This window comes from Pseudomonas sp. (genome assembly GCF_050739775.1).
GTDB lineage: Bacteria > Pseudomonadota > Gammaproteobacteria > Pseudomonadales > Pseudomonadaceae > Aquipseudomonas.
The window spans coordinates 221,057-244,267 of sequence record NZ_JBOICA010000002.1; the positions used below are offsets into that span (position 1 = coordinate 221,057).

24 protein-coding genes are annotated in these 23,211 nt (G+C 62.1%); 10 read left to right on the forward strand and 14 right to left on the reverse strand.

What is annotated here, in order from left to right; translation table 11 throughout:
* Window position 1: 1 nt before the first annotated feature.
* The gene (locus ACRESH_RS02525; RefSeq protein WP_431740446.1) at window positions 2-730 is read left to right on the forward strand and encodes a tetratricopeptide repeat protein; all 729 of its coding nucleotides are present in this window, start codon (window positions 2-4) and stop codon (window positions 728-730) included.
* A gap of 52 nt (window positions 731-782) precedes the next feature.
* Window positions 783-1,001 carry a DUF3613 domain-containing protein gene (locus ACRESH_RS02530; RefSeq protein WP_431740447.1) on the forward strand — a complete coding sequence of 73 codons (219 nt, stop codon included), beginning with the start codon at window positions 783-785 and terminating at the stop codon, window positions 999-1,001.
* Between the two features lie 25 nt (window positions 1,002-1,026).
* Here the strand turns inward: ACRESH_RS02530 and ACRESH_RS02535 are convergent, their stop codons facing one another.
* Window positions 1,027-1,809, reverse strand: coding sequence for a response regulator transcription factor (locus ACRESH_RS02535; protein ID WP_431740448.1), 783 nt, complete (start codon window positions 1,807-1,809; stop codon window positions 1,027-1,029).
* 137 nt (window positions 1,810-1,946) lie between these two features.
* Window positions 1,947-2,417 carry a prepilin peptidase gene (locus tag ACRESH_RS02540; RefSeq protein ID WP_431740449.1) on the reverse strand — a complete coding sequence of 157 codons (471 nt, stop codon included), beginning with the start codon at window positions 2,415-2,417 and terminating at the stop codon, window positions 1,947-1,949.
* Window positions 2,418-2,491: 74 nt separating this feature from the next.
* Here ACRESH_RS02540 and ACRESH_RS02545 point away from each other — a divergent pair, with 74 nt between their 5' ends.
* On the forward strand, window positions 2,492-2,935 hold the full coding sequence (locus ACRESH_RS02545) for a TadE/TadG family type IV pilus assembly protein (protein WP_431740450.1): 444 nt from the start codon (window positions 2,492-2,494) through the stop codon (window positions 2,933-2,935).
* A complete protein-coding gene (locus ACRESH_RS02550; RefSeq protein WP_431740451.1) occupies window positions 2,932-5,628 on the forward strand; it encodes an ATP-binding protein in 2,697 nt (898 codons plus the stop codon). The genes ACRESH_RS02545 and ACRESH_RS02550 overlap by 4 nt, the downstream gene beginning before the upstream one ends.
* Here the strand turns inward: ACRESH_RS02550 and ACRESH_RS02555 are convergent.
* The 7 genes from ACRESH_RS02555 to ACRESH_RS02585 all read right to left on the reverse strand — a co-directional run bounded on the left by ACRESH_RS02555 (window position 5,613) and on the right by ACRESH_RS02585 (window position 12,193).
* Window positions 5,613-7,553 carry a pilus assembly protein TadG-related protein gene (locus ACRESH_RS02555; RefSeq protein ID WP_431740452.1) on the reverse strand — a complete coding sequence of 647 codons (1,941 nt, stop codon included), beginning with the start codon at window positions 7,551-7,553 and terminating at the stop codon, window positions 5,613-5,615. The two genes, ACRESH_RS02550 and ACRESH_RS02555, sit on opposite strands and share 16 nt — an antisense overlap.
* A 91-nt stretch (window positions 7,554-7,644) precedes the next feature.
* The gene (locus tag ACRESH_RS02560) at window positions 7,645-8,205 is read right to left on the reverse strand and encodes a DUF4136 domain-containing protein (protein WP_431740453.1); all 561 of its coding nucleotides are present in this window, start codon (window positions 8,203-8,205) and stop codon (window positions 7,645-7,647) included.
* 19 nt (window positions 8,206-8,224) lie between these two features.
* Window positions 8,225-8,851, reverse strand: a complete 627-nt coding sequence (locus ACRESH_RS02565) for a DUF4136 domain-containing protein (protein ID WP_431740454.1) — start codon at window positions 8,849-8,851, stop codon at window positions 8,225-8,227.
* Window positions 8,852-8,870: 19 nt separating this feature from the next.
* Window positions 8,871-9,620: a methyltransferase domain-containing protein gene (locus ACRESH_RS02570; RefSeq protein ID WP_431740455.1), complete on the reverse strand. Its 750-nt coding sequence runs from the start codon at window positions 9,618-9,620 to the stop codon at window positions 8,871-8,873.
* Window positions 9,617-9,922, reverse strand: a complete 306-nt coding sequence (locus ACRESH_RS02575; protein WP_431740456.1) for a MazG-like family protein — start codon at window positions 9,920-9,922, stop codon at window positions 9,617-9,619. Before ACRESH_RS02575 ends, ACRESH_RS02570 begins: the two co-directional genes overlap by 4 nt.
* A 61-nt stretch (window positions 9,923-9,983) precedes the next feature.
* Window positions 9,984-10,838 (reverse strand): MaoC family dehydratase, encoded by an 855-nt coding sequence (locus ACRESH_RS02580; RefSeq protein ID WP_431740457.1) that lies wholly within the window; start codon window positions 10,836-10,838, stop codon window positions 9,984-9,986.
* A gap of 2 nt (window positions 10,839-10,840) precedes the next feature.
* Window positions 10,841-12,193 (reverse strand): 3-oxoacyl-ACP reductase, encoded by a 1,353-nt coding sequence (locus ACRESH_RS02585; RefSeq protein ID WP_431740458.1) that lies wholly within the window; start codon window positions 12,191-12,193, stop codon window positions 10,841-10,843.
* Between the two features lie 118 nt (window positions 12,194-12,311).
* On the opposite strand from ACRESH_RS02585, the gene ACRESH_RS02590 reads away from it, so the two are divergent.
* Together ACRESH_RS02590 and ACRESH_RS02595 are read left to right on the forward strand one after the other, a co-directional pair.
* Complete coding sequence (locus ACRESH_RS02590) at window positions 12,312-13,589, forward strand: acetyl-CoA C-acetyltransferase (protein WP_431740459.1); 1,278 nt, start codon at window positions 12,312-12,314, stop codon at window positions 13,587-13,589.
* A 256-nt stretch (window positions 13,590-13,845) separates the two neighbouring features.
* Entirely contained in the window at window positions 13,846-14,739 is an 894-nt protein-coding gene (locus ACRESH_RS02595) for a PA4780 family RIO1-like protein kinase (RefSeq protein WP_431740460.1), read from the forward strand.
* A gap of 4 nt (window positions 14,740-14,743) precedes the next feature.
* Here the strand turns inward: ACRESH_RS02595 and cueR are convergent, their stop codons facing one another.
* The 3 genes from cueR to ACRESH_RS02610 are packed head-to-tail and all read right to left on the reverse strand — an operon-like array spanning window position 14,744 to window position 17,987.
* Window positions 14,744-15,148: a Cu(I)-responsive transcriptional regulator gene (cueR, locus tag ACRESH_RS02600; RefSeq protein ID WP_431740461.1), complete on the reverse strand. Its 405-nt coding sequence runs from the start codon at window positions 15,146-15,148 to the stop codon at window positions 14,744-14,746.
* Window positions 15,145-17,547, reverse strand: coding sequence for a heavy metal translocating P-type ATPase (locus ACRESH_RS02605; RefSeq protein WP_431740462.1), 2,403 nt, complete (start codon window positions 17,545-17,547; stop codon window positions 15,145-15,147). The genes cueR and ACRESH_RS02605 overlap by 4 nt, the downstream gene beginning before the upstream one ends.
* Before the next feature lie 53 nt (window positions 17,548-17,600).
* Window positions 17,601-17,987 (reverse strand): hypothetical protein, encoded by a 387-nt coding sequence (locus ACRESH_RS02610; RefSeq protein ID WP_431740463.1) that lies wholly within the window; start codon window positions 17,985-17,987, stop codon window positions 17,601-17,603.
* Window positions 17,988-18,134: 147 nt separating this feature from the next.
* On the opposite strand from ACRESH_RS02610, the gene ACRESH_RS02615 reads away from it, so the two are divergent.
* Entirely contained in the window at window positions 18,135-18,332 is a 198-nt protein-coding gene (locus ACRESH_RS02615; RefSeq protein ID WP_431740464.1) for a heavy-metal-associated domain-containing protein, read from the forward strand.
* A 116-nt stretch (window positions 18,333-18,448) separates the two neighbouring features.
* Window positions 18,449-19,657 carry a multidrug effflux MFS transporter gene (locus tag ACRESH_RS02620; protein WP_431740465.1) on the forward strand — a complete coding sequence of 403 codons (1,209 nt, stop codon included), beginning with the start codon at window positions 18,449-18,451 and terminating at the stop codon, window positions 19,655-19,657.
* On the opposite strand, the gene ACRESH_RS02625 is transcribed toward ACRESH_RS02620, so the two are convergent.
* Together ACRESH_RS02625 and ACRESH_RS02630 are read right to left on the reverse strand one after the other, a co-directional pair.
* On the reverse strand, window positions 19,641-19,805 hold the full coding sequence (locus ACRESH_RS02625; RefSeq protein WP_431740466.1) for a hypothetical protein: 165 nt from the start codon (window positions 19,803-19,805) through the stop codon (window positions 19,641-19,643). The two genes, ACRESH_RS02620 and ACRESH_RS02625, sit on opposite strands and share 17 nt — an antisense overlap.
* A 125-nt stretch (window positions 19,806-19,930) precedes the next feature.
* Window positions 19,931-20,944 carry a zinc-binding alcohol dehydrogenase family protein gene (locus tag ACRESH_RS02630; RefSeq protein ID WP_431740467.1) on the reverse strand — a complete coding sequence of 338 codons (1,014 nt, stop codon included), beginning with the start codon at window positions 20,942-20,944 and terminating at the stop codon, window positions 19,931-19,933.
* 118 nt (window positions 20,945-21,062) lie between these two features.
* On the opposite strand from ACRESH_RS02630, the gene ACRESH_RS02635 reads away from it, so the two are divergent.
* Window positions 21,063-21,980, forward strand: a complete 918-nt coding sequence (locus tag ACRESH_RS02635) for a LysR family transcriptional regulator (protein ID WP_431740468.1) — start codon at window positions 21,063-21,065, stop codon at window positions 21,978-21,980.
* A gap of 478 nt (window positions 21,981-22,458) precedes the next feature.
* The gene (locus tag ACRESH_RS02640) at window positions 22,459-23,175 is read left to right on the forward strand and encodes an ArsR/SmtB family transcription factor (RefSeq protein ID WP_431740469.1); all 717 of its coding nucleotides are present in this window, start codon (window positions 22,459-22,461) and stop codon (window positions 23,173-23,175) included.
* Window positions 23,176-23,211: the final 36 nt, after the last annotated feature.

Below are 23,211 nucleotides of genomic sequence, written 5' to 3' on the forward strand. Positions count from 1 at the left end.
GATGAAAGCAGTCATGGTAGTCATGAGCCTGGTGTTGCTTGGCGGTTGTGCCACTGACGGTGGTGCGCCGTGGCTGGCGCTACAGGGCAGCAACGCCAGTTGTGCCAAGCCTGACTCAAGTCAGGAACTGGCCCTGAGCATGGCTGACGAGATGCTTGGCGAAGGGCGTCCGCATGCCAGTCTGGCGCACCTGGAGGCGTTGCCGGCAGACCTGGCCCAGGTGCGCTTGCGCAAGGCCAAGGTGCTACGCCTGCTCGGGCGCAGCGATGCCGAACCCTTGTACCGCAGTCTGCTCGGCGGCTGTCTGGCGTCCGAGGCTGAGCATGGCCTGGGCCAGTTGTCGGCGGCACGTGGCGACAATCTCCAGGCCCAGCGCCATCTGTTGCGGGCGGTTCGCCTGGCCCCTACTGACGAGAAAGTACGCAATGACCTCGGCGTGGTTTACCTCAACCTTGGCAATGTCGAACAGGCGCGTTTCGAGTTTCTGACCGCGATTGAGCTTAAAGACAACAACGCCCTGGCGGCAGTCAATCTGGTCAGCTTGCTGTTGTATCAGGACAAGTGGCAGCAGGCGGCCGATCTGGTGTCGCGCTTCAACCTCAGTCCCACCCAGTTCAGCGAGGCCAGGTCACGTGCCGAGCTGTTGAAGAAACCGGGCAAATCGGCGCCGGCACGCGCCGACCAGGTCGCGGCGGTGCAAGAGCCCGCCCCTACACTCAGGCAACCGTGAGGTCTTTATGAAGCCCGCATGTTTACTACTGCTTACCTTGAGTTCACTGCCATTGACAATCTTCGCGATGGAGGCGGGGCCCTCGTCCAAGGCGCAACAGACCACTGAAGCCTGGTTGCAACTGCAAGCCCGTAACATGCAGGCCTCGAAGATCCCGCAGTCGGCCACGCCCAAGGAGCGCGAGCAGAGCATGCAGCGCTGGCTGGACAGCTACAAGTATGTGATCCCGGACTTCTACCGCTGGGAGAAGGTCGGCTCATCCGACAGGTAGACGGATGATTGGCAGGAACGGCGCCCTAGTGCGCCGTTACCCGCAGACGCAGCGGCGAATTGCCCGGTGCCAGGGCCAGCGCCAGCTGCGTGCGGTTGTGCATATGGGTCAGACGCAGCACTTGGGAGACATAGAGTTTGACGGTGTTTTCGGTGATGCCCAGTTCGCAGGCGATCTGGTAGTTGGTCTTGCCCTTGCTGACCAGGCGCGCCACTTCCAGTTGACGCGGTGACAGTTGCTCGAAGATGGCCGGAAGGTTTTCGTTGTCCGGCTCGCTCTCGACGTCGCTGGCGCGACGTTGTGCGCCCAGGCCACGGGCCTTGTCCAGGTCCTGGTAGAGGTCGTCGATCGAATCGGCCAGGAACTGCAGCTTCTGGTTCAGCTTAACCAGGTGCTGGAAGCTTTTCTGCCGCTCTTGTATCGCGGCTTCCTGGCGTTGAACGCCTTCGAGCAGTTCGTTCAGGTCGGCGGGCTTCTGGTAGTAGTCGGCAAAACCTTCGCGCAAGGCCTTGATCACATCCTGTTTGTCGGCTCGGCCAGTAAGCATGATGGCCTCGAAAATCCGCTGTTGCCCGGCAATGACCTTGAGTGCCCTGAGCAGCTCGATGCCATTACACTGCGGCATGTGCAGGTCGCACAGCACCAGGGCAATAGAGGCGTCGGCGGCAAAGCTTTCGATAGCCTGGGTGCTGGAGTGGCAGGGCACGCAGCGGTAGCCGCTGCTGTCGAGAAATTCACACAACTCTTCGACGATCGAGGGCTGGTCATCAACCACCAACACCTTCACTTCACTGACGGTCTTGTCCACACGCTACTCCCTGCCTGCTCATAAGCCCCTCTCTCCCGGAGCCTGGGGTCTTGCAATCGGCTGCTGACTCTGTAGAAAGTAGTCGTACTTTGCGAATATGTACAAGCGTTGTACGGCGTAGATACACGCGAGGATGACTAGCGAATCCATACGCAAGCCAGTAAAAAGCCAGCCAGAATGAAAGGTGCAAAAGGTTGTTTTTTTGACGACTCTTCGGTCAGTTGTTTGAGTCGGTTCTTAACCTTTTGACTTAAAAGAGACCATAGCCAGCGGCGACTGGACAACCAGATCAGCACCGCAATCCCGGCACCGATGAAGGTGCCCAGGACATACATGCGATCGGTGGCCAGGGCCAGGGCGGCGAGCAATTTCACATCACCGGCGCCGAAGCGGCCGAGCATGTAGCCGGGCAGGGTCAGGAGCATGACGATGGCCAACGCCCAGCCCCCTTCGCTGGCGTCGGCACCGATCCAGGTGTGTCCGGTAATGAACAGATAGCCCAGGGCGCATGCCGCCGCGCCAAGGGTCAGGGTGTTGGCGATCTGGCGTTCACGCATGTCTTGTTCAGCGCACAAGGCAAGCCACAACAGCAGGACAATGCTTTGCATTGGCGAAATGCATCCCTTTGTGGTGAATGATTCTATGCTGTCAGTCAGGTGTCACTGTCAGGGTAGACGCGATCATGAAAGCAAGCTTGGTCAGACGGCAAAAAGGTGCTGCGGCGCTGGAGTTCGTGGCAGTATTCGTGATCTTTTTTGCGGTGTTCTATGGCGTGGTCAGCTACGGCCTGCCCATGCTCATGCTGCAATCGTTCAATCAGGCCAGCAGCGAAGCGGTGCGTCGTTGCGTGGCACTGGATCCCGGCAGCGAAACCTATCGCAGCGATGTCGACAAACTGGCCAAGGACGTGCTCGGCGAACAGTTGGCGTGGATGCCCGGCTCGTTGGATTTCCAACTGGCCAGTGATGCCAGCGTCACCCTGACGCCGGACAACCTGTTGACCGTCAAGATCGACTATGCCAAAGCCAAGTTGACCGCTGTGCTGCCGGTGCTTGACCTGCCGGTGATCGGTGAAGTGCCGCGGCTACCCCCGAGCCTCAAGGCCGAAGCGAGCCTGCAACTGTGAATAGCGGACAACGGTTGTTCGGGCGTTGGCGTGGGCCTTCCACACCGGTCGCTGTGGAGCCTGAGCAGCCGCCCAGTGTGCCCGCCGTAGGGTTGCAGCTGTGGCTTGACGATGAGGCCAGGGTGCAGCGCCTGGACGGCCCGTTGCGTTCGGCATTGGCCTTGCCTGCGCATAGCAACGTGCGTTTGCAGGACTATGTGCAGCCCTACAGCCTGTTGGTGCTCGAAGGTGAGCCAATGGACTGGCAGGCGCACCCCCTGGATCTGGATTTCAAGGCGGCCGGTGGCGGCACCTTGCATACCCGCGGCTGGTTGTTGGGCCAGCCCGGCAGTTGGTTGTTGCAGTTGTTCGACATCGGCGACCTGTTGCAACACCGCCAGCAGTCGCTGGGCGCAGAACGCCAGCGCCACCTGAGCAGTCATCTGGCAGCCGAATTGCGCGATTGCAGCATCGAGCGCCTTGGGCCGGTGGCCCAGGAGCAATTGCAATGGCTGGTCCGTCATTGGCGAGCCAATGCTGGACGGATCCTGCTGCGAGGGGAGCAGGGCTGGCAAACCTATGCCAGCAGCAGTGACCCGCTGCATTGGCCCAGCGATGAAATGATGGGGCCGCTGTTGGATCGGCTGGCACCTGGACAGATGGTCTCAAGCACCACGCACGCAGGCTTACAATTGCTGCTGCCGCAGGCCGACACGTACCTGTTGCCCTATGCGCAGGGGCATATTGTCCAGGCCTGGTTGATTTGTGTCGGCCCACTTGAAGCACTGGTTGCGGCAGATGCGCTCAATGCTTGTGCCGCCTATGCCGAACCGCTGGTCAGCCGCTTGGCTGCGTTCGACCTGCAACAGCAAAGCGAGCGCCTGGACAGCTTGCAACTGCAACTGGGCGCCGGTTGGTGGCAGTGGCGTTTGAACGAGGCAGTCCTGCAATTGGCCCCCGGGTTGGCGACCAGCCTGGGGATGCCGATGCAGTTGACCATCAGCCAGTGGCTAAGCCGCGTACACCCGGCCGATCGGGAAGCGGCACAGCTGGCCCTTGGCGAGCTGCAGCGCGAGGGCTGTGCCTTGCACCTGAGCCTGCGTCTGCTCGACAACAACCTGGCGGCCAACCCGCGCTGGTATCGCTTGTGCGGGCAAGTGCGCGGCAGTGGCCAGCAACGCCGTCTGCAAGGTTTCATGCTCGATATCAGTGATATCAAGTGCCAGCAGCTGCAGGCCAGCGCCGCCCAAGCGCGCCTGGAAAACCTCATTGCCAGCTCGCCGGCGGTAATCTACATCCAGCGTTATGCCGAGGGTGCCCTGCAGGCGGAATTCTTCAGCGCCAGCCTGCAGCCAATGCTTGGCTGGGAGCAGACGGGGGAAGCGCCCCTGCAGCCCGGCCAATGGGTCCACCCTGAGGACCAGGCACTGTGGCTGGCGCGCACCCGCACCTTGTTGCGCGAGGGGCAGGCGCGCAGCCGTTATCGCTTGTGTGACCGACACGGTGGTTATCACTGGGTGCTCGATGAGGCGCGCCTGCTGCGTGATGACCTCGGCCTGCCGGTGGAGGTGGTGGGAATCTGGCTGGACGTCACCGAGGCCACCGAGGCCGCCGAGCGGATGCGTGCAAGCGAGGAACGCTACCGGGTGCTGGTGGAGGACTCACCGGCAATGATCTGTCGCTATACACCTGAGTTGAACCTGGTGTTCGGTAACCAGCCCTTGGCCGACTACCTGGAATGCTCGACCGCGCAACTGGCCGGAATGAACCTGGGGCAGTGGCTGTCGGCAACTCAGCGTCAGGCTTTCGTCGAACGCCTGGCCGGGCTGACTGTGGAGCAGCCGGTGAGCACTGCGGAAATCTGCCTGGAACTGCCGGGGCGCGAGCATGCCTGGTGGGTGTGGGCAGATCGAGGCCTGTTTGACGAGCAGGGGCGGCTGCTGGAAATTCAGGCGGTGGGCCGCGACAACACCCAGGTCCGGCGCACCCACCAGCAGCTGTTGCAAAGCGCGAAGATGGCCACGCTCGGCGAAATGGCCACCGGCCTTGCCCACGAGATCAACCAGCCGTTGAACGTGATGCGCATGGCGGTGGTCAACGCCCTCAAGCGCTTGGAAAGCGGCGATGTGCAGGTCGATTACCTGCAAGACAAACTCAAGCGTATCGACGCCCAGGTGCTGCGTGCCTCGCGGGTGGTGGATCACATGCGTGTGTTCGGGCGCCGCTCGGCGCTCGAGCAGCAACTGTTCGATCCTTGGCAGGCGGTGGAAGGCGCCTTGTCGCTGCTCGCCGACGGTTTGAGTGGCAAAGGCGTGGAGTTGCGAGTCGATACCCCGCAACAGCAGAGCGCGGTCAGTGGTCATCAGGACCAGCTGGAGCAGGTGTTGATCAACCTGCTGGTCAATGCCCGCGATGCGTTGCTGGCCCAGCGCGAACAGCATCGCGAGCTACAGCCGTGGATCGCCCTGCGCATGGAAATGGATGAGCACCAGGTGCGTCTATTGGTCGAGGACAACGGTGGCGGGATCGAGCCGCGTCTGCTCGAACGCATTTTCGAACCGTTCTTCACCACCAAGCCGGTGGGTGTCGGTACCGGGCTGGGGTTGTCGGTCAGCTATGGGATCATTGATGCCATGGGCGGCTGCCTGAGTGTGGATAACGGCGCCGACGGGGCGCGGTTCTGTATCGAATTGCCCACTCACAGTACAAGCTGAGTGCGGCTGCTGGAGCAGGTCAGGTTGGCACCGACCTCGACCTTCACCAGGTCGATGCCCAAGGTTTTCAGCAAGGCATCGACCAGGGGATCGACCAGGGGACTGAGCAGGCCTTTGATCAGCGGTTCAAGGATGGCCTTGACGTCGTCCAGCAGGCCGGCCGTCAACGTCAGTATGCTGCCCAGAATGTTGCCATTGAGTGGTTTGTAGGCCTCGAGCTCAATGCCGGCGATGGTGGTGTTCAGGCTGCTGATGATGTTGCTGGCGGTGGTACTTAGATATGCCGGTGGCTGATCGATATCGGGCGGAGTATGGTCTGGGGGCGAAAATTTCAGCTCAGTGGAGTTGCTAGCCAGCAAGGAGGTGTTGATCTTCAGGCCGATACCGCCACCGGCAAACGGCACACGGGTGCCGCAGATGCCTGGAAGAAACAGTAGGCGGCTGCAGATATTGGTGCCGATATCAATCAGCGGCAGCGGGGTCACCGCCGCCACGCCCGTACTGAAGAAATCATCCCGATTCTTGAATTGGCCCACCGCCAGGTCCACTGCCGAACTCTGGGTGTCGGCGGTCAAGGTTTTTTCCGGGGCGCAGCTGTAGTCACTGACCTGGCTGGTGGCTTTTGCCACCTGGATACCCACATCCAGGCTGACAGTGCCTGGCAGTAGCTGGATGTCGCTGACCTTGCACGGAATACCCAGGGCACAGGTCAAGGACTCCAGGGTCCCCAATAGGTTAAGGCCAAGCAGGTTATTGAGGATATTGGTCAAGGGCGAGGCAAGGTCCAGCACGGCGTTGACCAGGCCGACGACGGTGGACAGCACCGGCAGGTCAAGGGAAATCAACGCCAGAACCTGTGCGGTGTGCACCTTTATCTCGTCGGTTTGCGGGTTGCCGATGGCCGAAATCTGCTGCGGCTCGATGACCTTGAGGCGAATCTTGCCATTGACCAGCCCCAACAGGCTGATCGGCATTTCAACGGTTGCCGCGCTGTCCTTGGTCGACAGCAGGATAACACTTTGCACCAGGTCCAGCACTTGCAGGCTGGCGTCCAGACCCGCTTTGGTCGTGCCGCTTTGCAGGTCGAGTATGTCACCCAGATGCAGCAAGCGGGTGTTGTCGGAACCGACGGCAATCTTGCCCAGGTTGCTCACTACCTCGACAGCGGCGCCGCCTGTTTGCAGGACCTTGGCGGCGGCGTCGATCAGTTGGGTCGCTGTGGCGTCGGCGCGCAGCAACTGCTGGTAGTCGCCCGCGCTCACGCCGACGCTGATGGCCAACTGGTCCAGGTATTTGAGCAGGTTGATCTGGGTGTCGGCCAGGCCTTGCCAGCTTAGAAGGTCGAGCTGGACGTGGCCGCCAAGGGGGTCGACCAATGCGTTAAGCAGTGCTGACTGGCGCGTATCGACCGTTGCCAGTGTGCTGCGAATACGCAGCATGGCCTGGGGCGGCTTGGGCGTTGCCGCGATTGCGCTGGCGCGCAAGGTCGTGGTGTCAGGCACGCTGTTGCCGCTGGCCAGGGCCCACACCCCTGCGGCGACACTAGTGGTGGCCTGGGTCGTGGCGATTACGCGGATTGCTTCGTTGCGTGCGGCATCGACACTGAAGCGACGCAAGCTGTTGGCCCCGGTCTGTAGAGTGCCACAGGCGGTGTCCAGCGTTTGCCCGGCACCCAGCTCGAAGCCGTTGCGAAGAGCGCCGGTACGGGCCAAGGCGTCGGCCCGTGGGCCGCTACCCGAGCAGACTGCACTCTGTCCTGCGGCCTCCAGCGCGGCCATGTCGGCGACCCGCTGCAAACGGCGCTGCTCCAGGTAGAGCCTGCTGCTGTCGACCACCATCAGCATGAACACCAGCCCCATGCCCAGGGTCAAGGCCGCCATCAGGCCTATAGCGCCGCGTTGTCGTGTGGGGAAGCGAGAGGACACGCGCACTCCTTTGCCGGGCAAGGCCGTCAATCGCGGGACAAGACTCACACCCATGTAGCAGAAGTGTAGTCCTGGTAATGGCTATTCGCCTTCAGCGCGGCGGATAGTTTGACAAGGCACTGGTCACGGTCTTCTGGATCGCGCTGCTACGTTCTTCGGGGCCCGGCGGGTAACTGTTCATGATCTGTTCGGCGCTGCCGCGCCACACCAGCTTGCCATCCTTACCGTCGAACAGGTCGATCTGGATGGTCGCCACCTTGTAGTCAACGCTGCGGGTTTCGTTGTACATCGGCCCGCCCCAGTAGTTCCCCCAGTAGCCACCCCAGGCGCCGCCATAGTTGGTGGTGATCTGCTGCTGGCGGTTCTCGACGATCAGGTAGGTCTGCACTTTCAGATCGCCCTTGCTGCTGCCCTGGGCCGGGCGCAAACCACGCTGATCAAGCTGGCCGGCGACGGCCTGGCGGATGCGTTGTTCGGTCAGGTCGCTCTTGATCCGCGGATCGTCGGGGCGGTACTGCAGCGCCGGTTCCTGCCAGACCCAACTGCGGTAAGCGGCAAAGTTGCGGCTGGCATCGAAGTCCTGAGTTACGTTGCTGCTTTGGCAGGCGCCCAGCAACACCACTAACGAGAGTAAAGCGAGACGGCGCAACATGATGAATCTCCAATTGCCTTTAGCTGGGAGGATAGCCGTTGAGGGCCTTTTTTACGGATTCACGCAGGGCATCCTCGCGTTCACCCTGGGAACCCTGGCTGGCGGTCTCGGCGCTGGCGCTCCAGACGGCCTGCCCATCGCGGGCGTCATAAAGATCGATACGGACTACCATCACTTCGACTTCGTAGGTGCGTACCAACGGCACGCTGCCATAGACCCCATAGCCGTTACGGTAACGGCCATAGCTGCCATAACCGCCGTAGGGGTAGGCATCGTAGGGGTAGTAGTCTTCGCGCGCCTGACGCAGGCGGCGCTCCAGGTGCACGTTGGCGCTGACCAGCAGATCGCCGGCCTGGCCATTGCGCGCCGGACGCAGGCCGCGCTGGTCCAGGGCGTTGCTGACCGTATCGGCCAGTTGCGCGGGTTCAGCCAGGGCGCCGCCGACCGGCAACTGGCCGTTGCGCCAGGCCCAGCTGCGGTAGCGGGCAAAATCCCGTGGTGACGCAGGATAAGCGCTGGCATCGAAGGTAGTGGCCGCCTGAGGCGGGGCTGGTGGCAGTGGGCGGGAGCTGGCGACATAGGGGTTGCTGCTCTGGCAGCCTGCCAGGGCCAGGCATAGTAGGCCCAGGGTCAAACGGTACGGCATGTCACCCTCCCGGCGTGATTCAGCGTGGTCTACAGATCCAGTGCAGGTAGCGCCCCAACCCGGCAAAGGCTGGATGACGTCGATGGGCCAGTTCCATTTCCAGCAGGTCGAGCAACTCGGCCTTGGCCTGGAATTCACTGGGCATGTAGTCGTGAAACACCCGTACACCGCTTTCTGTTTCGACCTGCCACAGATCTTCAAGTTGCACCTTGAGTGTGCGCGGATCAAGTGGTTTCTGCGGGGTCAGGCTTTGCTTTTCACCGGCCATGTCATCGCGTCGCAGTTTGCGGAAATGGCCCTTGAGCAGGTTGCGATAGACCAGCGCATCGCGGTTGTAGAACGCCAGCGACAGCAGGCCATCGCTGCGGGTCAGCTGGTGCAGGACCGGCAGGATGGTTTCAGGTTCCGCCAGCCATTCCAGTACCGCATGGCACAGCACCAGATCGTAGGGTTCGGTCAGTTGTCCGAGCAGGTCCTGCCAGGGCGCCTGGATGAAGGTTGCTTGCTTGCCGGCTTCGGCAAACCGCACGCGAGCGCCTTCGAGCATGGGCGCGGCGGGCTCGGCCAGGGTGACCTGGTGGCCGCGTTCGACTAGCCACAGGGCCATGTGACCCAGGCCGGCACCGATATCCAGCACGCGCAAGGGACGTTCGGGCAGGGTTTCGGCAAGGTCGGCCTGCAGCACCGCGAGGCGGATCGCACCTTTGGCACCGCCGTAGATTTTCTCGGCAAAGCGGGTGGCCAGGGCATCGAAATGTCGGTCTTTCATCGCGCAAAACGCCTTTCGCTGTCGGCCAGTTTGGCGCGCACCACCTGTTCCATGTCCAGGCCCAGTTCGCTGCACAGCAGCAACAGGTACAGCACCACATCGCCGACCTCCTGTCCGGCATGCTGCAGTTGCTCAGGTGCCAGCTGGCGCGACTGGTCTTCGCTCAGCCACTGGAAAATCTCCACCAGTTCGGCCATTTCAACACTGGCGGCCATGGCCAGGTTTTTCGGGCTGTGGAAGCCGCGCCAGTCGTTGTTGTCACGGATGCGGTGCAGGCGTTGGGTCAGTTCGTGCAGGTTCATCAAGGCTCTCCTCAAGGCGCATAGCTTCAAGCGGGCGCCTGCGCAACGCAAGAGGGCCGTTTCAGTCCAGTGGCCGCCAGGCTCCGCGCATGTGCACCAGCTCACCATGACCGTCCAGGCGCAGCTGGCCCTGGTCGGCGGTGGGGCTAGCGTTGAGGATTACTTCGCTGGGCAGGCGCACGGGTTTGAGAAAGTCCACCGCAATCTGGTAACCACTGACGGGCAAATGGCCGCGCAAGGCTGCCAGTGTCATGGCCTTATTCCACATGCCGTGGGCAATGGCGGTGGGGAAGCCGAACAGCTTGGCGCTGGTGGCGCTCAGGTGGATCGGGTTGTAGTCGCCGCAGGTCTTGGCGTAACGGCGGCCGATATCGCTGTCGGCGTACCAGCGGGTCAGTTCATCCAGGGGGTCGCCGACAGGCTCTTCAGTGACTGCGGGCTCCCGGCTCAGCTTCACGCCGCGACAGAGCATGCGGCTGGTTTCGGACCAGAGCAGGCCCAGGCCGTCTTCGGCCTCAGTGATCAGGTCGCAGGTGGCGCCTTTTTCGTGCGCTTGCAGGTTATCCACATGCACGCAGAAGCGCAGCTGGCTGATGCCGCCCAGTGGACGTACTACGCGGATGCTATTGTGCAGGTGGACCATGCCCAGCAAGGGGAACGGGAAGTCCTTGGCAGTCAGCAATTGCAATTGCAGGGCGAAGGCCATCACGTGGGGGAAGGTCGGCGGCAAGCGTCCATCGTCGCTGAAATGGCAGAGCTTGCGATAGGCCTCAAGCCGCCGCGGCTGGACCTCCAGGTAACAGCGCAAACCCATGTCGGGCAAGGTGTCGCCGCTGATCTTGCGCTTGCGTGCGGCGCGCAGGTAGAGGCTGGAAAGTGCCGCTGTGTTGCTCAGGTCCTGCCAGTGTCGAGTCATGCTCAGGCCCCCATCACGGCTTGGCCGCAGACGCGCAGCACCTGGCCGTTGACCGCGCCGCTGCCAGGTTGCACCAGCCAGGCGATGGCTTCGGCAACATCCTGGGGCAGGCCGCCTTGGCCCAGGGAACTCATGCGCCGCCCGGCTTCGCGTAGGGCGAAAGGAATGGCGGCGGTCATGCGGGTTTCGATGAAACCGGGGGCCACAGCATTGATACTGCCCCCGCGCGCAGCCAGTTTCGGCGCCCAGGCCTGGGCCAGGCCGATCAGCCCGGCCTTGCTGGCGGCGTAGTTGGATTGGCCACGGTTGCCAGCGATACCGCTGATCGATGCCAGCAGCACGACGCGTGCGTTGTCGTGCAGGGCGCCGCTGTCGAACAAGGCCTGGGTCAACAGCTGCGGAGCCTTGAGATTGACCGCCAGCACCGAGTCCCAGTATTCCGGGGTCATGTTGGCCAGGGTCTTGTCGCGGGTGATGCCGGCGTTATGCACAACGATGTCGATGCCTTCCGGGAGCCCTTCAATCAGTTGTGCCGCAGCGTCGGCTGCGCAGATGTCCAGGGTCAGGCTGCGTCCGCCGAGGCGTTCGGCCAGGGCCTCAAGGTCGGTCTTGGCCTGGGGTACATCGAGCAGCACGACCTCGGCGCCGTCGCGGGCCAGGGTTTCGGCAATGGCCGCGCCGATACCGCGGGCGGCTCCGGTGACCAGGGCCTTGCGCCCGGCCAGTGGCCGGGTCCAGTCCTGAACTTGAGTGGCGCAGGCCTCCAGGCGCAGGACCTGGCCAGAGACAAAGGCGCTCTTGGGCGAGAGGAAAAAGCGCAAGACCCCTTCGAGCTGGTCTTCGGCGCTATCGCTGACGTACAGCAATTGCAGGGTGCCACCGGTGCGCAGTTCCTTGGCCAGCGAGCGACTGAAGCCTTCCAGGGCACGTTGAGTGACTTGCGCCAGTGGATCATCGAGCTGCTCCGGCGTGCGCCCGAGAATCACCACATGAGCGCAGGGCGCCAGGCTGCGCAGCAGCGGCTGGAAGAATTCGCGCAGTTGCTTGAGCTGGTCGCTGTCGTCCAGTTCGCTGGCATCGAAGACCACCGCCTTGAGCTTGGGGCCAAGGCCTGCGACCCATTGCGTGGCGCTCAGGTCGGGGCTGGCGAAGCTGTAGACATCATCGGTCAGGCGTTGGGCAAACGTCTCGATCTTGTTTGCCAGGGGCCCGCCGCCGAGCAGCAGGGCGCCTTCGACCGGCCGCAGGCGCCCGGCTTGCCAACGTTCCAGGCGAGCGGGGCTGGGCAAGCCGACGGCGCCGACCAGACGGCGGCCAAGGTTGGAGTTGGCGAAGTCGATATAGCGGTCGCTCATGTGCGGCTCTCCCTGAAATAAGCTTCAAAGTGTGGACCATCTTTGGCCGTTGGTCGTTCGAACGCTGAAAAAACACCTACGCTGTAGCGCAATGCTTCGTAGAGAGAGGACGTCACGCATGCGTTCATTGCGCCGGGTCGCGATCATTGGCGGCAACCGTATTCCCTTCGCCCGCTCCAACGGCGCCTATGCCACGGCCAGCAACCAGGCGATGCTCACTGCCGCGCTTGAAGGGCTGATCGAGCGTTTTCGGCTGCATGGCCTGCAACTGGGCGAGGTAGCCGCCGGGGCGGTGCTCAAGCATTCATGGGACATGAACCTGACCCGCGAATGTGTGCTCGGTTCGCGCCTGTCGGCGCAGACCCCGGCCTACGACCTGCAGCAAGCCTGCGGCACGGGCCTTGAGGCGGCCTTGCTGGTGGCCAACAAAATCGCCCTGGGGCAGATCGACAGCGGCATTGCCGGTGGCGTCGACACCACGTCCGATGCCCCTATCGCGGTCAATGAAGGCTTGCGCCGCATCCTGCTGCAGGCCAACCGCGGCAAGACCACGGCGGACAAATTCAAGGCGTTTCTCAAGCTGCGCCCGGGGCATCTGATCCCGGAACTGCCACGCAACGGTGAGCCGCGCACTGGGCTGTCCATGGGGCAACATTGCGAGCTGATGGCGCAGACCTGGCAGATTCCACGAAAGGATCAGGACGAACTGGCCTTGCTCAGTCACCAGCATATGGCGGCGGCCTATGCCGAGGGCTGGCATGACGATCTGCTCACACCTTTCCTCGGCCTGACCCGCGACAACAACCTGCGCGCCGACCTGACCCTCGAGAAACTCGCCAGCCTCAAGCCTGTGTTCGAACGTAGCGAAAAGGGCACTCTCTCCGCTGGCAACTCCACACCGCTGACCGATGGCGCCTCGGTGGTCTTGCTCGGCAGTGAAGACTGGGCGCGTGAACACAATCTTGAGGTGCTGGCCTATCTGGTCGACGGCGAAACCGCGGCCGTGGACTTCGTCAAAGGCCAGGAAGGGCTGCTGATGGCACCGGCCTACGCGGTGCCGCGCTTGTTGGCCCGCAACAGTCTGAGTCTGCAGGACTTCGATTACTACGAGATTCACGAAGCCTTTGCCGCCCAGGTGCTGTGCACCCTCAAGGCCTGGGAAGATCCCGACTACTGTCAGCGCCGGCTGGGGCTGAGCGAGCCGCTGGGTGCGATCGATCGCCGCAAGCTCAACGTCAAGGGCAGCTCACTGGCGGCCGGACATCCGTTTGCCGCCACCGGTGGGCGTATCCTGGCCAACATGGCCAAGCTGCTGGCTACGGCCGGCAAGGGCCGTGGCCTGATTTCGATCTGCGCCGCCGGTGGTCAAGGCGTGACGGCGATCATCGAGCGCTGACCCGCGTCAGCGAAGCCGCGCTGGGCTGCGGTTACGATTCCGCCTCGGCCTGGATTGCCGCCTTCAAGGGCTTGTTCGGTAAAGAATACTGATGATTTTTGTGAACGATTGTGCACCAACATTTACAAAAACTATGGCAAGTCAGACGGATTGCCGTTACAACGCAGTGCGGTCTTGCTATAGCGACAAGCCGGTGCAGCACCGGTGACCTAGAAAAAACACGTGTCTGGCAGAACAGGACCCCCGACAAAAGCCGATGAAGACTCCAAAACGCATTGAACCACTGGTTGAAGATGGACTGGTCGATGAAGTACTTCGACCATTGATGAGTGGCAAGGAGGCCGCTGTGTACGTGGTGCGCTGCGGACAGCAATTGCGCTGTGCCAAGGTCTACAAGGAAGCTAACAAGCGCAGCTTCCGCCAGGCGGCCGAGTATCAGGAAGGGCGCAAGGTGCGCAACAGCCGCCAGGCCCGGGCCATGGCCAAAGGTTCCAAATACGGGCGCAAGGAGGCCGAGGACGCCTGGCAGAACGCCGAGGTGGCGGCCCTGTTCCGTCTGGCCAATGCCGGCGTGCGGGTGCCGCGGCCCTACGACTTTCTCGACGGCGTGCTGCTGATGGAACTGGTAGCTGACGAGTATGGTGATGCCGCCCCACGGCTCAACGATGTGTACCTGGAAGCTGAGCAAGCGCGTGAGTACCACGCGTTCGTGATCCGCCAGATCGTTCTGATGTTATGCACCGGCCTTGTGCATGGCGACTTGTCGGAATTCAATGTGCTGCTCGGGCCCGAGGGCCCGGTGATCATCGACCTGCCACAGGCGGTGGACGCGGCGGGCAACAACCACGCTTTCAGCATGCTTGAGCGCGATGTCGGCAACATGGCTGCCTATTTCGGGCGTTTTGCCCCGGAGCTCAGGCACACCCGTTATGCTCAGGAGATGTGGGCCCTGTACCAAGCCGGCGAGCTGTTGCCGGAAAGCGAACTCACCGGTCAGTTCGCGCTAGACGAGCACAGCGCCGATGTCGCCGGGGTCATGCGCGAGATCGATGCGGCGCGCTTCGACGAAGCCCGTCGGCGCGCCATCAGGGAGGACGCCGAACGGGGTTTGAGCAAGGAAGAAGAGCCCGCACCGCCCTGGCTGCAATAAAGCATTAGTGACAGCTGCTGCTGCCGGCTGCCAGGTCCTTGAGGATCGGGCAGTCGGGACGATCATCGCCCTGGCAATGGGCAACCAGCTCGCTCAAGGTATCGCGCAGGCTTACCAGTTCTTCGATGCGCCGGTTCAGGTCATCGATATGCTGGCTGGCCAGGGCCTTGACGTCGGCACTGGCGCGCTGGCGGTCTTGCCACAAGGTCAGCAGACGGGCGACTTCCTCCAGGGAGAATCCCAGGTCTCGCGAGCGCTTGATGAACGCTAGGCGGTGCAAGTCTTCCTGCTGGTACAAGCGATAACCGCTGTCGCTGCGCAGGGCTGGCTGGAGCAGGCCGATGGACTCGTAGTAACGGATCATCTTGGCACTCAACCCGGAGCGGCGAGCAGCTTGGCCGATGTTCATTGGGCGTGCTCCTGTGGTGGGGTTTCGGGCTTCCAGGTTTTCAGCCAGAGCGCGTTGCTGACCACGCTGACACTCGACAGGGCCATCGCCGCGCCTGCCAGCACCGGGTTGAGCATGCCGAAGGCTGCCAGCGGAATCCCGATCAGGTTGTAGATGAAGGCCCAGAACAGGTTCTGGCGAATCTTCGCATAGGTCTTGCGGCTGATTTCCAGAGCGGCCGGCACCAGGCGTGGATCACCGCGCATCAGGGTGATGCCCGCAGCCTGCATGGCCACGTCAGTGCCACCGCCCATGGCGATGCCAATGTCGGCTGCGGCCAGGGCCGGGGCATCGTTGATGCCGTCACCGACCATTGCCACCACCCCCGACTGCTTGAGCGCTGCGACGTGGGCGGCCTTGTCGCCTGGTAGCACTTCGGCGTGCACGTCGGTGATGCCCAGCGCCTGGGCGACGACTTTGGCGCTGCCACGGTTGTCACCGGTGAGCAGGTGGCTGCTGATGTCCTTGTCGGCCAGTTGCTGCACGGCTTGTCCGGCGCCAGGCTTGAGGCTGTCACCGAAGGCGAACAGGCCCAGCACACGCAACTGCGGGCTGCGTTCGATCAGCCAGGACAGGGTCCGGCCTTCGGCCTCCCACTCCTTGGCACTGGTTTGCAGGTCACCCGCTTGCAGACCGCTCTCGTCGAGCAGGCGGCGGTTGCCCAGCGCCAGCTCGCGGCCGTCCAGGCTACCGGCGATACCGCGTCCGGTCAGGGACTGGCTGTTGCTGATATCAGCGACGGCCAGGCCTTGTTCTTCACAGGCATCGAGCACGGCCTTGGCCAGCGGGTGCTCGCTGCCGCGTTGCAGGGCGCCGGCCAGTTGCAGCAGGTGGGCTTGCTCACCGAGCGCAGCCTTGCTGTGGACGATGCGCGGGCTACCGGAGGTCAAGGTGCCGGTCTTGTCGAACACCACTCGGTTGACCGCATAGGCACGCTCCAGGGCTTCGGCGTCCTTGATCAGAATGCCGTGGCGAGCGGCGACACCGGTACCGGCCATGATCGCCGTTGGTGTGGCCAGTCCTAGTGCGCAGGGGCAGGCAATGACCAGCACGGCGACGGCATTGATCAAGGCGGTTTCAATCGGCGCGCCGGCCAGCCACCAGCCGACCAGGGTAATCAGCGCCAGCACCAGCACGGCCGGTACGAACACCTGGCTGACCCGGTCCACCAGTTTCTGGATCGGTGCCTTGGCCGCCTGCGCGTCTTCGACCAGGCGAATGATGCGCGCCAGTACCGTTTCGGTACCCAGGGCCAGGGTGCGCACGATCAAGCGGCCTTCGCCGTTGATTGCGCCACCGGTGACCCTGTCGCCCGGCTGTTTTGGCACCGGCAGGCTTTCGCCACTGATCAGTGCCTCATCGGCGTGGCTCTGGCCTTCGATCACCTCACCATCCACCGGAAAGCGTTCGCCAGGCTTGACCGCGACCAGGTCGTGCAGGCGCAGTTCGCTGATCGCCACGTCGCGTTCCTGGCCATCGGCCAGAAGCAACGCCCGCTCCGGGCGCAAGGCTTCGAGGGCGCGGATGGCACTGGCGGTCTGGCGTTTGGCACGGCTTTCCAGGTACTTGCCGAGTAGCACCAGGGCAATCACCACAGCGGAGGCTTCAAAGTACAGGTGTGGCATCACCCCGGGGCTGGCCTGGGCCCACTCATAAAGGCTCAGGCCGTACCCGGCGCTGGTGCCGATGGCGACCAGCAAGTCCATGTTGCCAGCGCCGGCGCGCACGGCTTTCCAGGCGGCGACATAGAAACGAGCGCCGAGAATGAACTGCACGGGCGTGGCCAGGGCGAACTGGGCCCAGACCGGCAGCATCCAGTGCACGTCGAAGGGCTGCAACAGCATCGGCAGCACCAGGGGCAGGGCCAGCAGCACGGCCAGTGCCACCGACCAACGCTCCTTGTGCAGGCGGCGTTCGGCATCGGCCTGATTGGCCTGGGTGCTCTGCGGCAGGCTAGCCGAGTAGCCGGCGTGGATGACGGCATCGATCAACAGGGTGCTGTCGATCTGGCCGAGTATTCGGATGTGGGCTCGCTCGTTGGCCAGATTGACGCTGACCTGTTGGACGCCGGGCACCTTGGCCAGGGCGCGTTCGACCCTGCCGGTACAGGAGGCGCAGGTCATGCCGCCAATTTGCAACTCCAGCGTCTGGCTCGGCACGTGGTAGCCGGCTTGTTCGACCGCCTCGACCAAGGCGGGCAGACTATCGACCGGTGCTTGAATCCGCGCCTGTTCGGTGGCGAGATTGACGCTGACCTGCTCGGCGCCGCTGACTTTGCGCAGGGCACGCTCGACCCGGCCAGCACAGCTGGCACAGGTCATGCCGGCAATCGGCAGATCGAAAGTGGTAGATGCAGACATGGGCACTCCTCCTTGGACAGGCCACCAGCATCAACCTTGCCATTTGGGTAAGGTCAATAGCCCAGGCCGGCTCTGATCAACTTCAGGCCATTCTGATCGGCAGCAACCCGGTATTTATTGATCTGGCCGGCCTGCAGCTTCAGTCGGGTGCTGCGTTGGTTCTCGATGCCTGGCTGGCAACCTGGTGCCTGCCCTGGCAGGTAGCGCAGACGCACATCGAGTTCGCCGGCTGGCAGATTGAATGAGGTTGATTGTTCCTGGAACACCCGTCCGGCCAGTTGATCGTTGATGTATACGCCGATCTCGCATGAGGTCGCCACTTCCAGGCGTTCGCGGGAGATGATCAGAATGCTGTAGTCGCTTGGCCCCTCGGCGCTGGCCTGGGGAAGCACGCCGAAAATACCCAGCAGGCCGAAGAGGCCGAAAGCTGCCCTGCGCATGAAATGAAACTCCTGCATCGTCAATCGTCAGGCTCGCAGCTTGGCCGACCCGGACGATGATTTCCACCCCGGCAGCGTGAAGAGGAACTTGACCTTGCCTCGATGGCAAGCTTGAGACTGGCTAAAACCCCACAGGAGGCAGTCCCCATGCAAGTGTTCAACGTTCAAGGAATGACCTGCGGCCATTGCGTCAAGGCCGTGACCCGCGCGGTTCAGGCTCAGGATGCGGCGGCCGTCATCGAAGTCGATCTGGGCGAGAAACAAGTGAAAGTGCAAAGTTCGTTGCAAGCCCCAGAGATTCTTCAGCTGATCCGTGAAGAGGGTTACCAGGCCGAAGCGCTCTGAGCCTGGCGGGCCGTGCTGTGGATACAAAGATTCACGGCGCGGCCACAACTCTTCGCAGCGCAACCCCGGCAGGGCGGTTAGACTAGCAGACTTGCTTAGCCTGCTATGGATCTCCGATGAACCTGCGAACCATCCTGATTCTGGGCGCCCTGAGTGCGTTCGGGCCCCTGGCGATCGACTTTTACCTGCCGGGCTTTCCGGCGATGGCACTGGCTTTCGGTACGGACGAAAAACACATCCAGACCACCCTGGCCGCCTACTTCCTTGGTTTGTCCATTGGTCAACTGGCCTATGGGCCGGTGGCTGACCGCTTTGGCCGCAGGATTCCGCTGTTGGTCGGTGTCTGCCTGTTTACCCTGGCATCCCTTGCCTGTGCCTTTGCCCCCAACCTGGATGCGTTGATCCTGGCGCGGTTCGTCCAGGCCCTGGGAGGTTGTGCCGGCATGGTGCTGTCGCGGGCAATTGTCAGTGACAAATGCGATGCGGTGGCCTCGGCCAAGGTGTTTTCCCAGTTGATGCTGGTGATGGGCCTGGCGCCGATCCTGGCGCCGATGCTTGGTGGGGTGATGGTCAACCTGTATGGCTGGCAATCGATCTTTGTTGCCCTGACCCTGTTCAGTGCCCTGTGTGCCCTGTGTGCCCTGTGTGCCCTGTGTGCCCTGGCTGTTGCCTTGGGCTTGCCGGAAAGCCTGTCGGCCAACCAGCCACGCCAGCCACTCTCCGGTGCCTTGCGTCAGTACGGGCGCCTGATCAAGGATCGGGTTTTCATTGGTCACGCCCTGACCGGTGGCATCGCTATTGCCGGGATGTTTTCCTATATCGCTGGTTCACCCTTTGTCTTCATCAAACTCTATGGCGTGCCCGCCGAGCACTATGGCTGGTTGTTCGGCAGCAACGCGGCAGGTTTCATCCTGGTGGCGCAGGTCAATGCGCGCTTGCTGGCCAAGCGCGGGCCGGCGTTTTTGCTGGTACGGGCAGTGTGGGTGTACCTGGCGGCAGGGTTGACGTTGCTGGCGATCAGCGCCTTGCATCCGGCCAAGCTATGGCCGCTGCTGATCCCGTTGTTTGTCTGTATTGCCAGCCTGGGTTGCATCATCCCCAATGCCTCGGCCTGTGCGATGAGCGGGCAAGGCGCACGGGCCGGGAGCGCCTCGGCGCTGCTCGGTTGCCTGCAGTTCAGCGTCGCAGCGGGTGCAGCGGCATTGGTGGGCGTTTTGCACGATGGCAGTGCAGTGCCCATGGCCCTGGTCATCAGCTTATGTGGCTTGGCAGCAGTAGCGATGTCGATGAACACGCGTCGCTTACAGCTTAGCCGACCCGTTTGAGTGGGTGCGGTGCCTGCAAGCGGGCCTGCAAGGTGCTGACGAAGGCGCGGGCTTCAGCTTCGCTGCGAAAACTCACCACGTGCTGGTCCAGTCGAACCTGCCAGGGGCACCCGGGATTCTGGGCTGATGCACTGACTTGAATAATCATCGTGGCATACCTGCGTTTAGCGTTGGCTGAAGAATTGTAGCGCTGCCTCACGGCAGGGAAATGACCTGGGTCAGTTCTCGGACTGACGGTCATGCCCACCCCGATACCGGGGTGGGCGCCTTGCCTCAAAAACCTTCGAGAACGATCTTGCCCTTGGCCGCACCGCTTTCCAGCAAGGCGTGGGCGCGACGCAGATTGGCCGCGTTGATGGTGCCGTAGTGCTCGCCCAAGGTGGTCTTGAGGGTGCCGGCATCGATCAGCTCGGCGACCCGGTTGAGCAGTTTGTGCTGCTCGATCATGTCGGCGGTTTCGAACAGCGAGCGGGTGTACATGAACTCCCAGTGCAACGACAGGCTCTTGCGCTTGAGCAGGCCGACATCCAGTTGCTTGGGGTCGTCGATCAACGCCAGTTTGCCTTGGGGCGCCAGGGCTTCGACCAGTTGCGCCAGATGCTGGTCGGTCTGGGTCAGGCTGGCGACATGGGTGACGTGCTCGATGCCTTGCGCCTTGAGCACGGTGGCGAGCGGCTGGCTATGGTCGACCACCTGGTCGGCGCCCAGTTCACGGACCCAATCCTGGGTGTGTGGACGGGAAGCTGTGCCGATTACAGTGAGCCCGGTCAACTGGCTGGCCAATTGGGTCAGGATCGAGCCCACACCACCGGCGGCACCGACGATCAACAGGCGTTGACCCAGGTCGTCCTGCCCTTCGGGAACCTGGAGACGTTCGAACAGCAGTTCCCAGGCCGTGATTGCCGTCAGCGGCAGGGCTGCGGCTTCAGCAAAGCCCAGGGTTTTGGGCATATGACCAACGATTCGTTCGTCCACCACATGCAGCTCACTGTTACCCCCGGCACGGGCGATAGAGCCCGCGTAATAGACCTTGTCGCCTGGTTGAAACAGGCTGACCTCACTGCCCACCGCCTTGACCACACCGGCCACATCCCAACCCAGTACCTTGGCGGCACCTGCTTCAGGCTGCACGTTCTGGCGGACCTTGGTATCCACCGGATTCACCGAAATGGCCCGTACTTCTACCAGCAGGTCCCGTGGCCCCGGCTCGGGGGCTGGCAATTCGACGTCCTGTAGGGCGTCTGGGTCGGTAATGGCCAGGGAGTGGTAATAGGCGATGGCTTTCATGTGGGTCGTCCTCAAGGGGAAATCGTTGGCCGCCATGATTGGCGCTTTCACTTCATGTTAAAAGGCGCTAGAACGACAGATACTTTCAATGTTTTTTTGATAATGATGAGGCCCTCCTGTGCGATTCGATGACTTGCAGCTGTTCGTTCGTACAGCGGAACTGGGTAGCCTGTCAGCTGCTGCGCGGCTGCTCGACCTTTCCCCCGCGGTGGCCAGTGCCGCGCTGAAACGCCTGGAGCAGCAGTTGGGTGCGCGATTGCTTGCCCGATCTACCCGCAACCTGCGCTTGACAGCCGAAGGAGAAGGCTTTTTGTTGCACGCCCGCAGTGCACTGGCCAGCCTGGATGAAGGGCGGCGCCAGCTGGCGCAGGGGCAGGATGACATCAGCGGCATCTTGCAGTTGTCGGCGCCATCGGACTTCGGGCGCAATGTCCTGTTGCCCTGGCTGGATGAGCTGCAGCGCGAGCACCCAAAATTATCCGTACGCCTGTTGTTGGGGGACCGCAACGCCGACCTGTTTCGTCAGGCAGCGGACATTGCCCTGCGCTATGGCACGCCGGAAGATTCGAGCCTGGTGGCGCTACCGCTGTGTGTGGACAATCGGCGCGTACTGTGTGCCTCGCCAGCGTATCTGGCCCGTCATGGCGAGCCAAAGGAAATCGCCCACCTGGCCCAGCACAATTGCCTGCTCTATCAGTTGGGCAGCCGCGTTCACGATCATTGGCGATTTGGCCGGGGGGCGAGTGAAGTGGGTGTGACCGTCAGTGGTGACCGCTTCTGCGACGACGCCGATGTGGTTCGCCGCTGGGCGCTGGCAGGCCTCGGAATTGCCTACAAGTCCTGGCTGGATGTGGCGTTCGATGTGCAGGCCGGGCACTTGAAGGTGCTGTTGGGGCACCTGGAGGGAGAGTCCGCGCCGCTGAACCTGATGTGCACACACCGAGCGCAGTTGAGCAAACCGGTGCAATTGCTGCGTAATCTGCTCAGGGAACGTTGTCAGGCCCTGCTCGAGCAATTGAAGGGCGTGAGCCCGTAGAACATGTTTTGGTATTTGAGAGCTTGCCGATTTATTTGTGGCTTTTTATTACGCTAGTTGTAGGTTTAATTTCTGTTTTTTTTAGCGCTATTTATTTGTGACTTGAAGCGAACAGGTATGGACTGCGGTTCTACAACAATCGTATCGAAAGTTAACCTACGAGTTATCCGGGCGAGTCATGGCCATGGTTTTGCTGAGCTGGGTTGTTTTGCCAAATTGCCTACATACTGGCTTGGAAATTGTTTCCCCGAGGCGGCTTATAATCATTCCAGCAGTCGTTTCCAGCGAGAGAAATTTCCATGTCAACGGCCGGCAAGTATCGCTCTCACACTAACTTTGCCTGGTTCGTAGTGCGGGCTGACTGCCGGTGAGTCATCACTAAAACTTCCAGCCGCTCTGGCATCGGGAACCTCGCAGTAAATGCTGCTGACATGGTTATTCAATCGATTTCAGATGTGTTCTCGCAGGGAGTTGAGATATGAAACCTGTAACAAGTATCAGCCAGATTGCCAGCCTGCTTGCCGACCCCAAGCGTAGCGCGATGCTTTGGGCGTTGATCGACGGCGTGGCACGCCCCTCTGATGAGCTGGCAGACATGGCCGGCCTGACGCCTTCCTCTGCCTGCGCACACCTGGCAAGGCTTTCGGCCAGTGGCTTGCTCAAACTTGAGCCGCGTGGGAGAAAGCGTTATTTCAGGCTTGCCGGACCTGAGGTCGGTGCTGCTGTCGAAGCATTGGCCAGTGTTCAGGTCACTACCCGGGAAGTGGAGGAGGACCGAGAGGATGTCGGCATTCCATTGTCCATGCGCCGAGCCCGCCTGTGCGGTGATCACCTGGGTGGTGAGCTGGCTGCGGATCTTTATCAGCGCCTGTTCGACGCCGGTTGGCTGGAGGGCATGGAGCAGCAAATCACGGTGACCCAGGAGGGACGGCTGCAGTTTGCCCGCTATGGCATCTTCATTGAGTCCCTGGCCCGGCATCAACACAGAAGTTTCAGCAGTTGTCGCTGCTGCAGCGAGTGGAGTGAGCATCGTCCGCACTTGGGCGGAGCGTTGGGCAGCAGCTTGCTGAAACTATTCATGCAGTCTGGCTGGATCTGCGAGAGTGAAACTTCACGCAGGTTGCAGATCAGCGCGGCAGGTTTGCATCAAATCAACCGGATTGCTCAACCGATGGCACTGAAGTCCGTGGGCTAGAGACCAGAAACAACAAGCCCGCTCCAAGGAGCGGGC

What these genes read in the sequence shown, in the direction of transcription:
- ACRESH_RS02525 (WP_431740446.1), top strand. Translation starts at nt 2, where the DNA reads ATGAAAGCAGTCATGGTAGTCATGAGCCTGGTGTTGCTTGGCGGTTGT.
- ACRESH_RS02540 (WP_431740449.1), bottom strand. Translation starts at nt 2,417, where the DNA reads ATGCAAAGCATTGTCCTGCTGTTGTGGCTTGCCTTGTGCGCTGAACAA.
- ACRESH_RS02545 (WP_431740450.1), top strand. Translation starts at nt 2,492, where the DNA reads ATGAAAGCAAGCTTGGTCAGACGGCAAAAAGGTGCTGCGGCGCTGGAG.
- ACRESH_RS02560 (WP_431740453.1), bottom strand. Translation starts at nt 8,205, where the DNA reads ATGTTGCGCCGTCTCGCTTTACTCTCGTTAGTGGTGTTGCTGGGCGCC.
- ACRESH_RS02565 (WP_431740454.1), bottom strand. Translation starts at nt 8,851, where the DNA reads ATGCCGTACCGTTTGACCCTGGGCCTACTATGCCTGGCCCTGGCAGGC.
- ACRESH_RS02570 (WP_431740455.1), bottom strand. Translation starts at nt 9,620, where the DNA reads ATGAAAGACCGACATTTCGATGCCCTGGCCACCCGCTTTGCCGAGAAA.
- ACRESH_RS02575 (WP_431740456.1), bottom strand. Translation starts at nt 9,922, where the DNA reads ATGAACCTGCACGAACTGACCCAACGCCTGCACCGCATCCGTGACAAC.
- ACRESH_RS02580 (WP_431740457.1), bottom strand. Translation starts at nt 10,838, where the DNA reads ATGACTCGACACTGGCAGGACCTGAGCAACACAGCGGCACTTTCCAGC.
- ACRESH_RS02585 (WP_431740458.1), bottom strand. Translation starts at nt 12,193, where the DNA reads ATGAGCGACCGCTATATCGACTTCGCCAACTCCAACCTTGGCCGCCGT.
- ACRESH_RS02590 (WP_431740459.1), top strand. Translation starts at nt 12,312, where the DNA reads ATGCGTTCATTGCGCCGGGTCGCGATCATTGGCGGCAACCGTATTCCC.
- ACRESH_RS02595 (WP_431740460.1), top strand. Translation starts at nt 13,846, where the DNA reads ATGAAGACTCCAAAACGCATTGAACCACTGGTTGAAGATGGACTGGTC.
- cueR (WP_431740461.1), bottom strand. Translation starts at nt 15,148, where the DNA reads ATGAACATCGGCCAAGCTGCTCGCCGCTCCGGGTTGAGTGCCAAGATG.
- ACRESH_RS02605 (WP_431740462.1), bottom strand. Translation starts at nt 17,547, where the DNA reads ATGTCTGCATCTACCACTTTCGATCTGCCGATTGCCGGCATGACCTGT.
- ACRESH_RS02610 (WP_431740463.1), bottom strand. Translation starts at nt 17,987, where the DNA reads ATGCGCAGGGCAGCTTTCGGCCTCTTCGGCCTGCTGGGTATTTTCGGC.
- ACRESH_RS02615 (WP_431740464.1), top strand. Translation starts at nt 18,135, where the DNA reads ATGCAAGTGTTCAACGTTCAAGGAATGACCTGCGGCCATTGCGTCAAG.
- ACRESH_RS02620 (WP_431740465.1), top strand. Translation starts at nt 18,449, where the DNA reads ATGAACCTGCGAACCATCCTGATTCTGGGCGCCCTGAGTGCGTTCGGG.
- ACRESH_RS02625 (WP_431740466.1), bottom strand. Translation starts at nt 19,805, where the DNA reads ATGATTATTCAAGTCAGTGCATCAGCCCAGAATCCCGGGTGCCCCTGG.
- ACRESH_RS02630 (WP_431740467.1), bottom strand. Translation starts at nt 20,944, where the DNA reads ATGAAAGCCATCGCCTATTACCACTCCCTGGCCATTACCGACCCAGAC.
- ACRESH_RS02640 (WP_431740469.1), top strand. Translation starts at nt 22,459, where the DNA reads ATGAAACCTGTAACAAGTATCAGCCAGATTGCCAGCCTGCTTGCCGAC.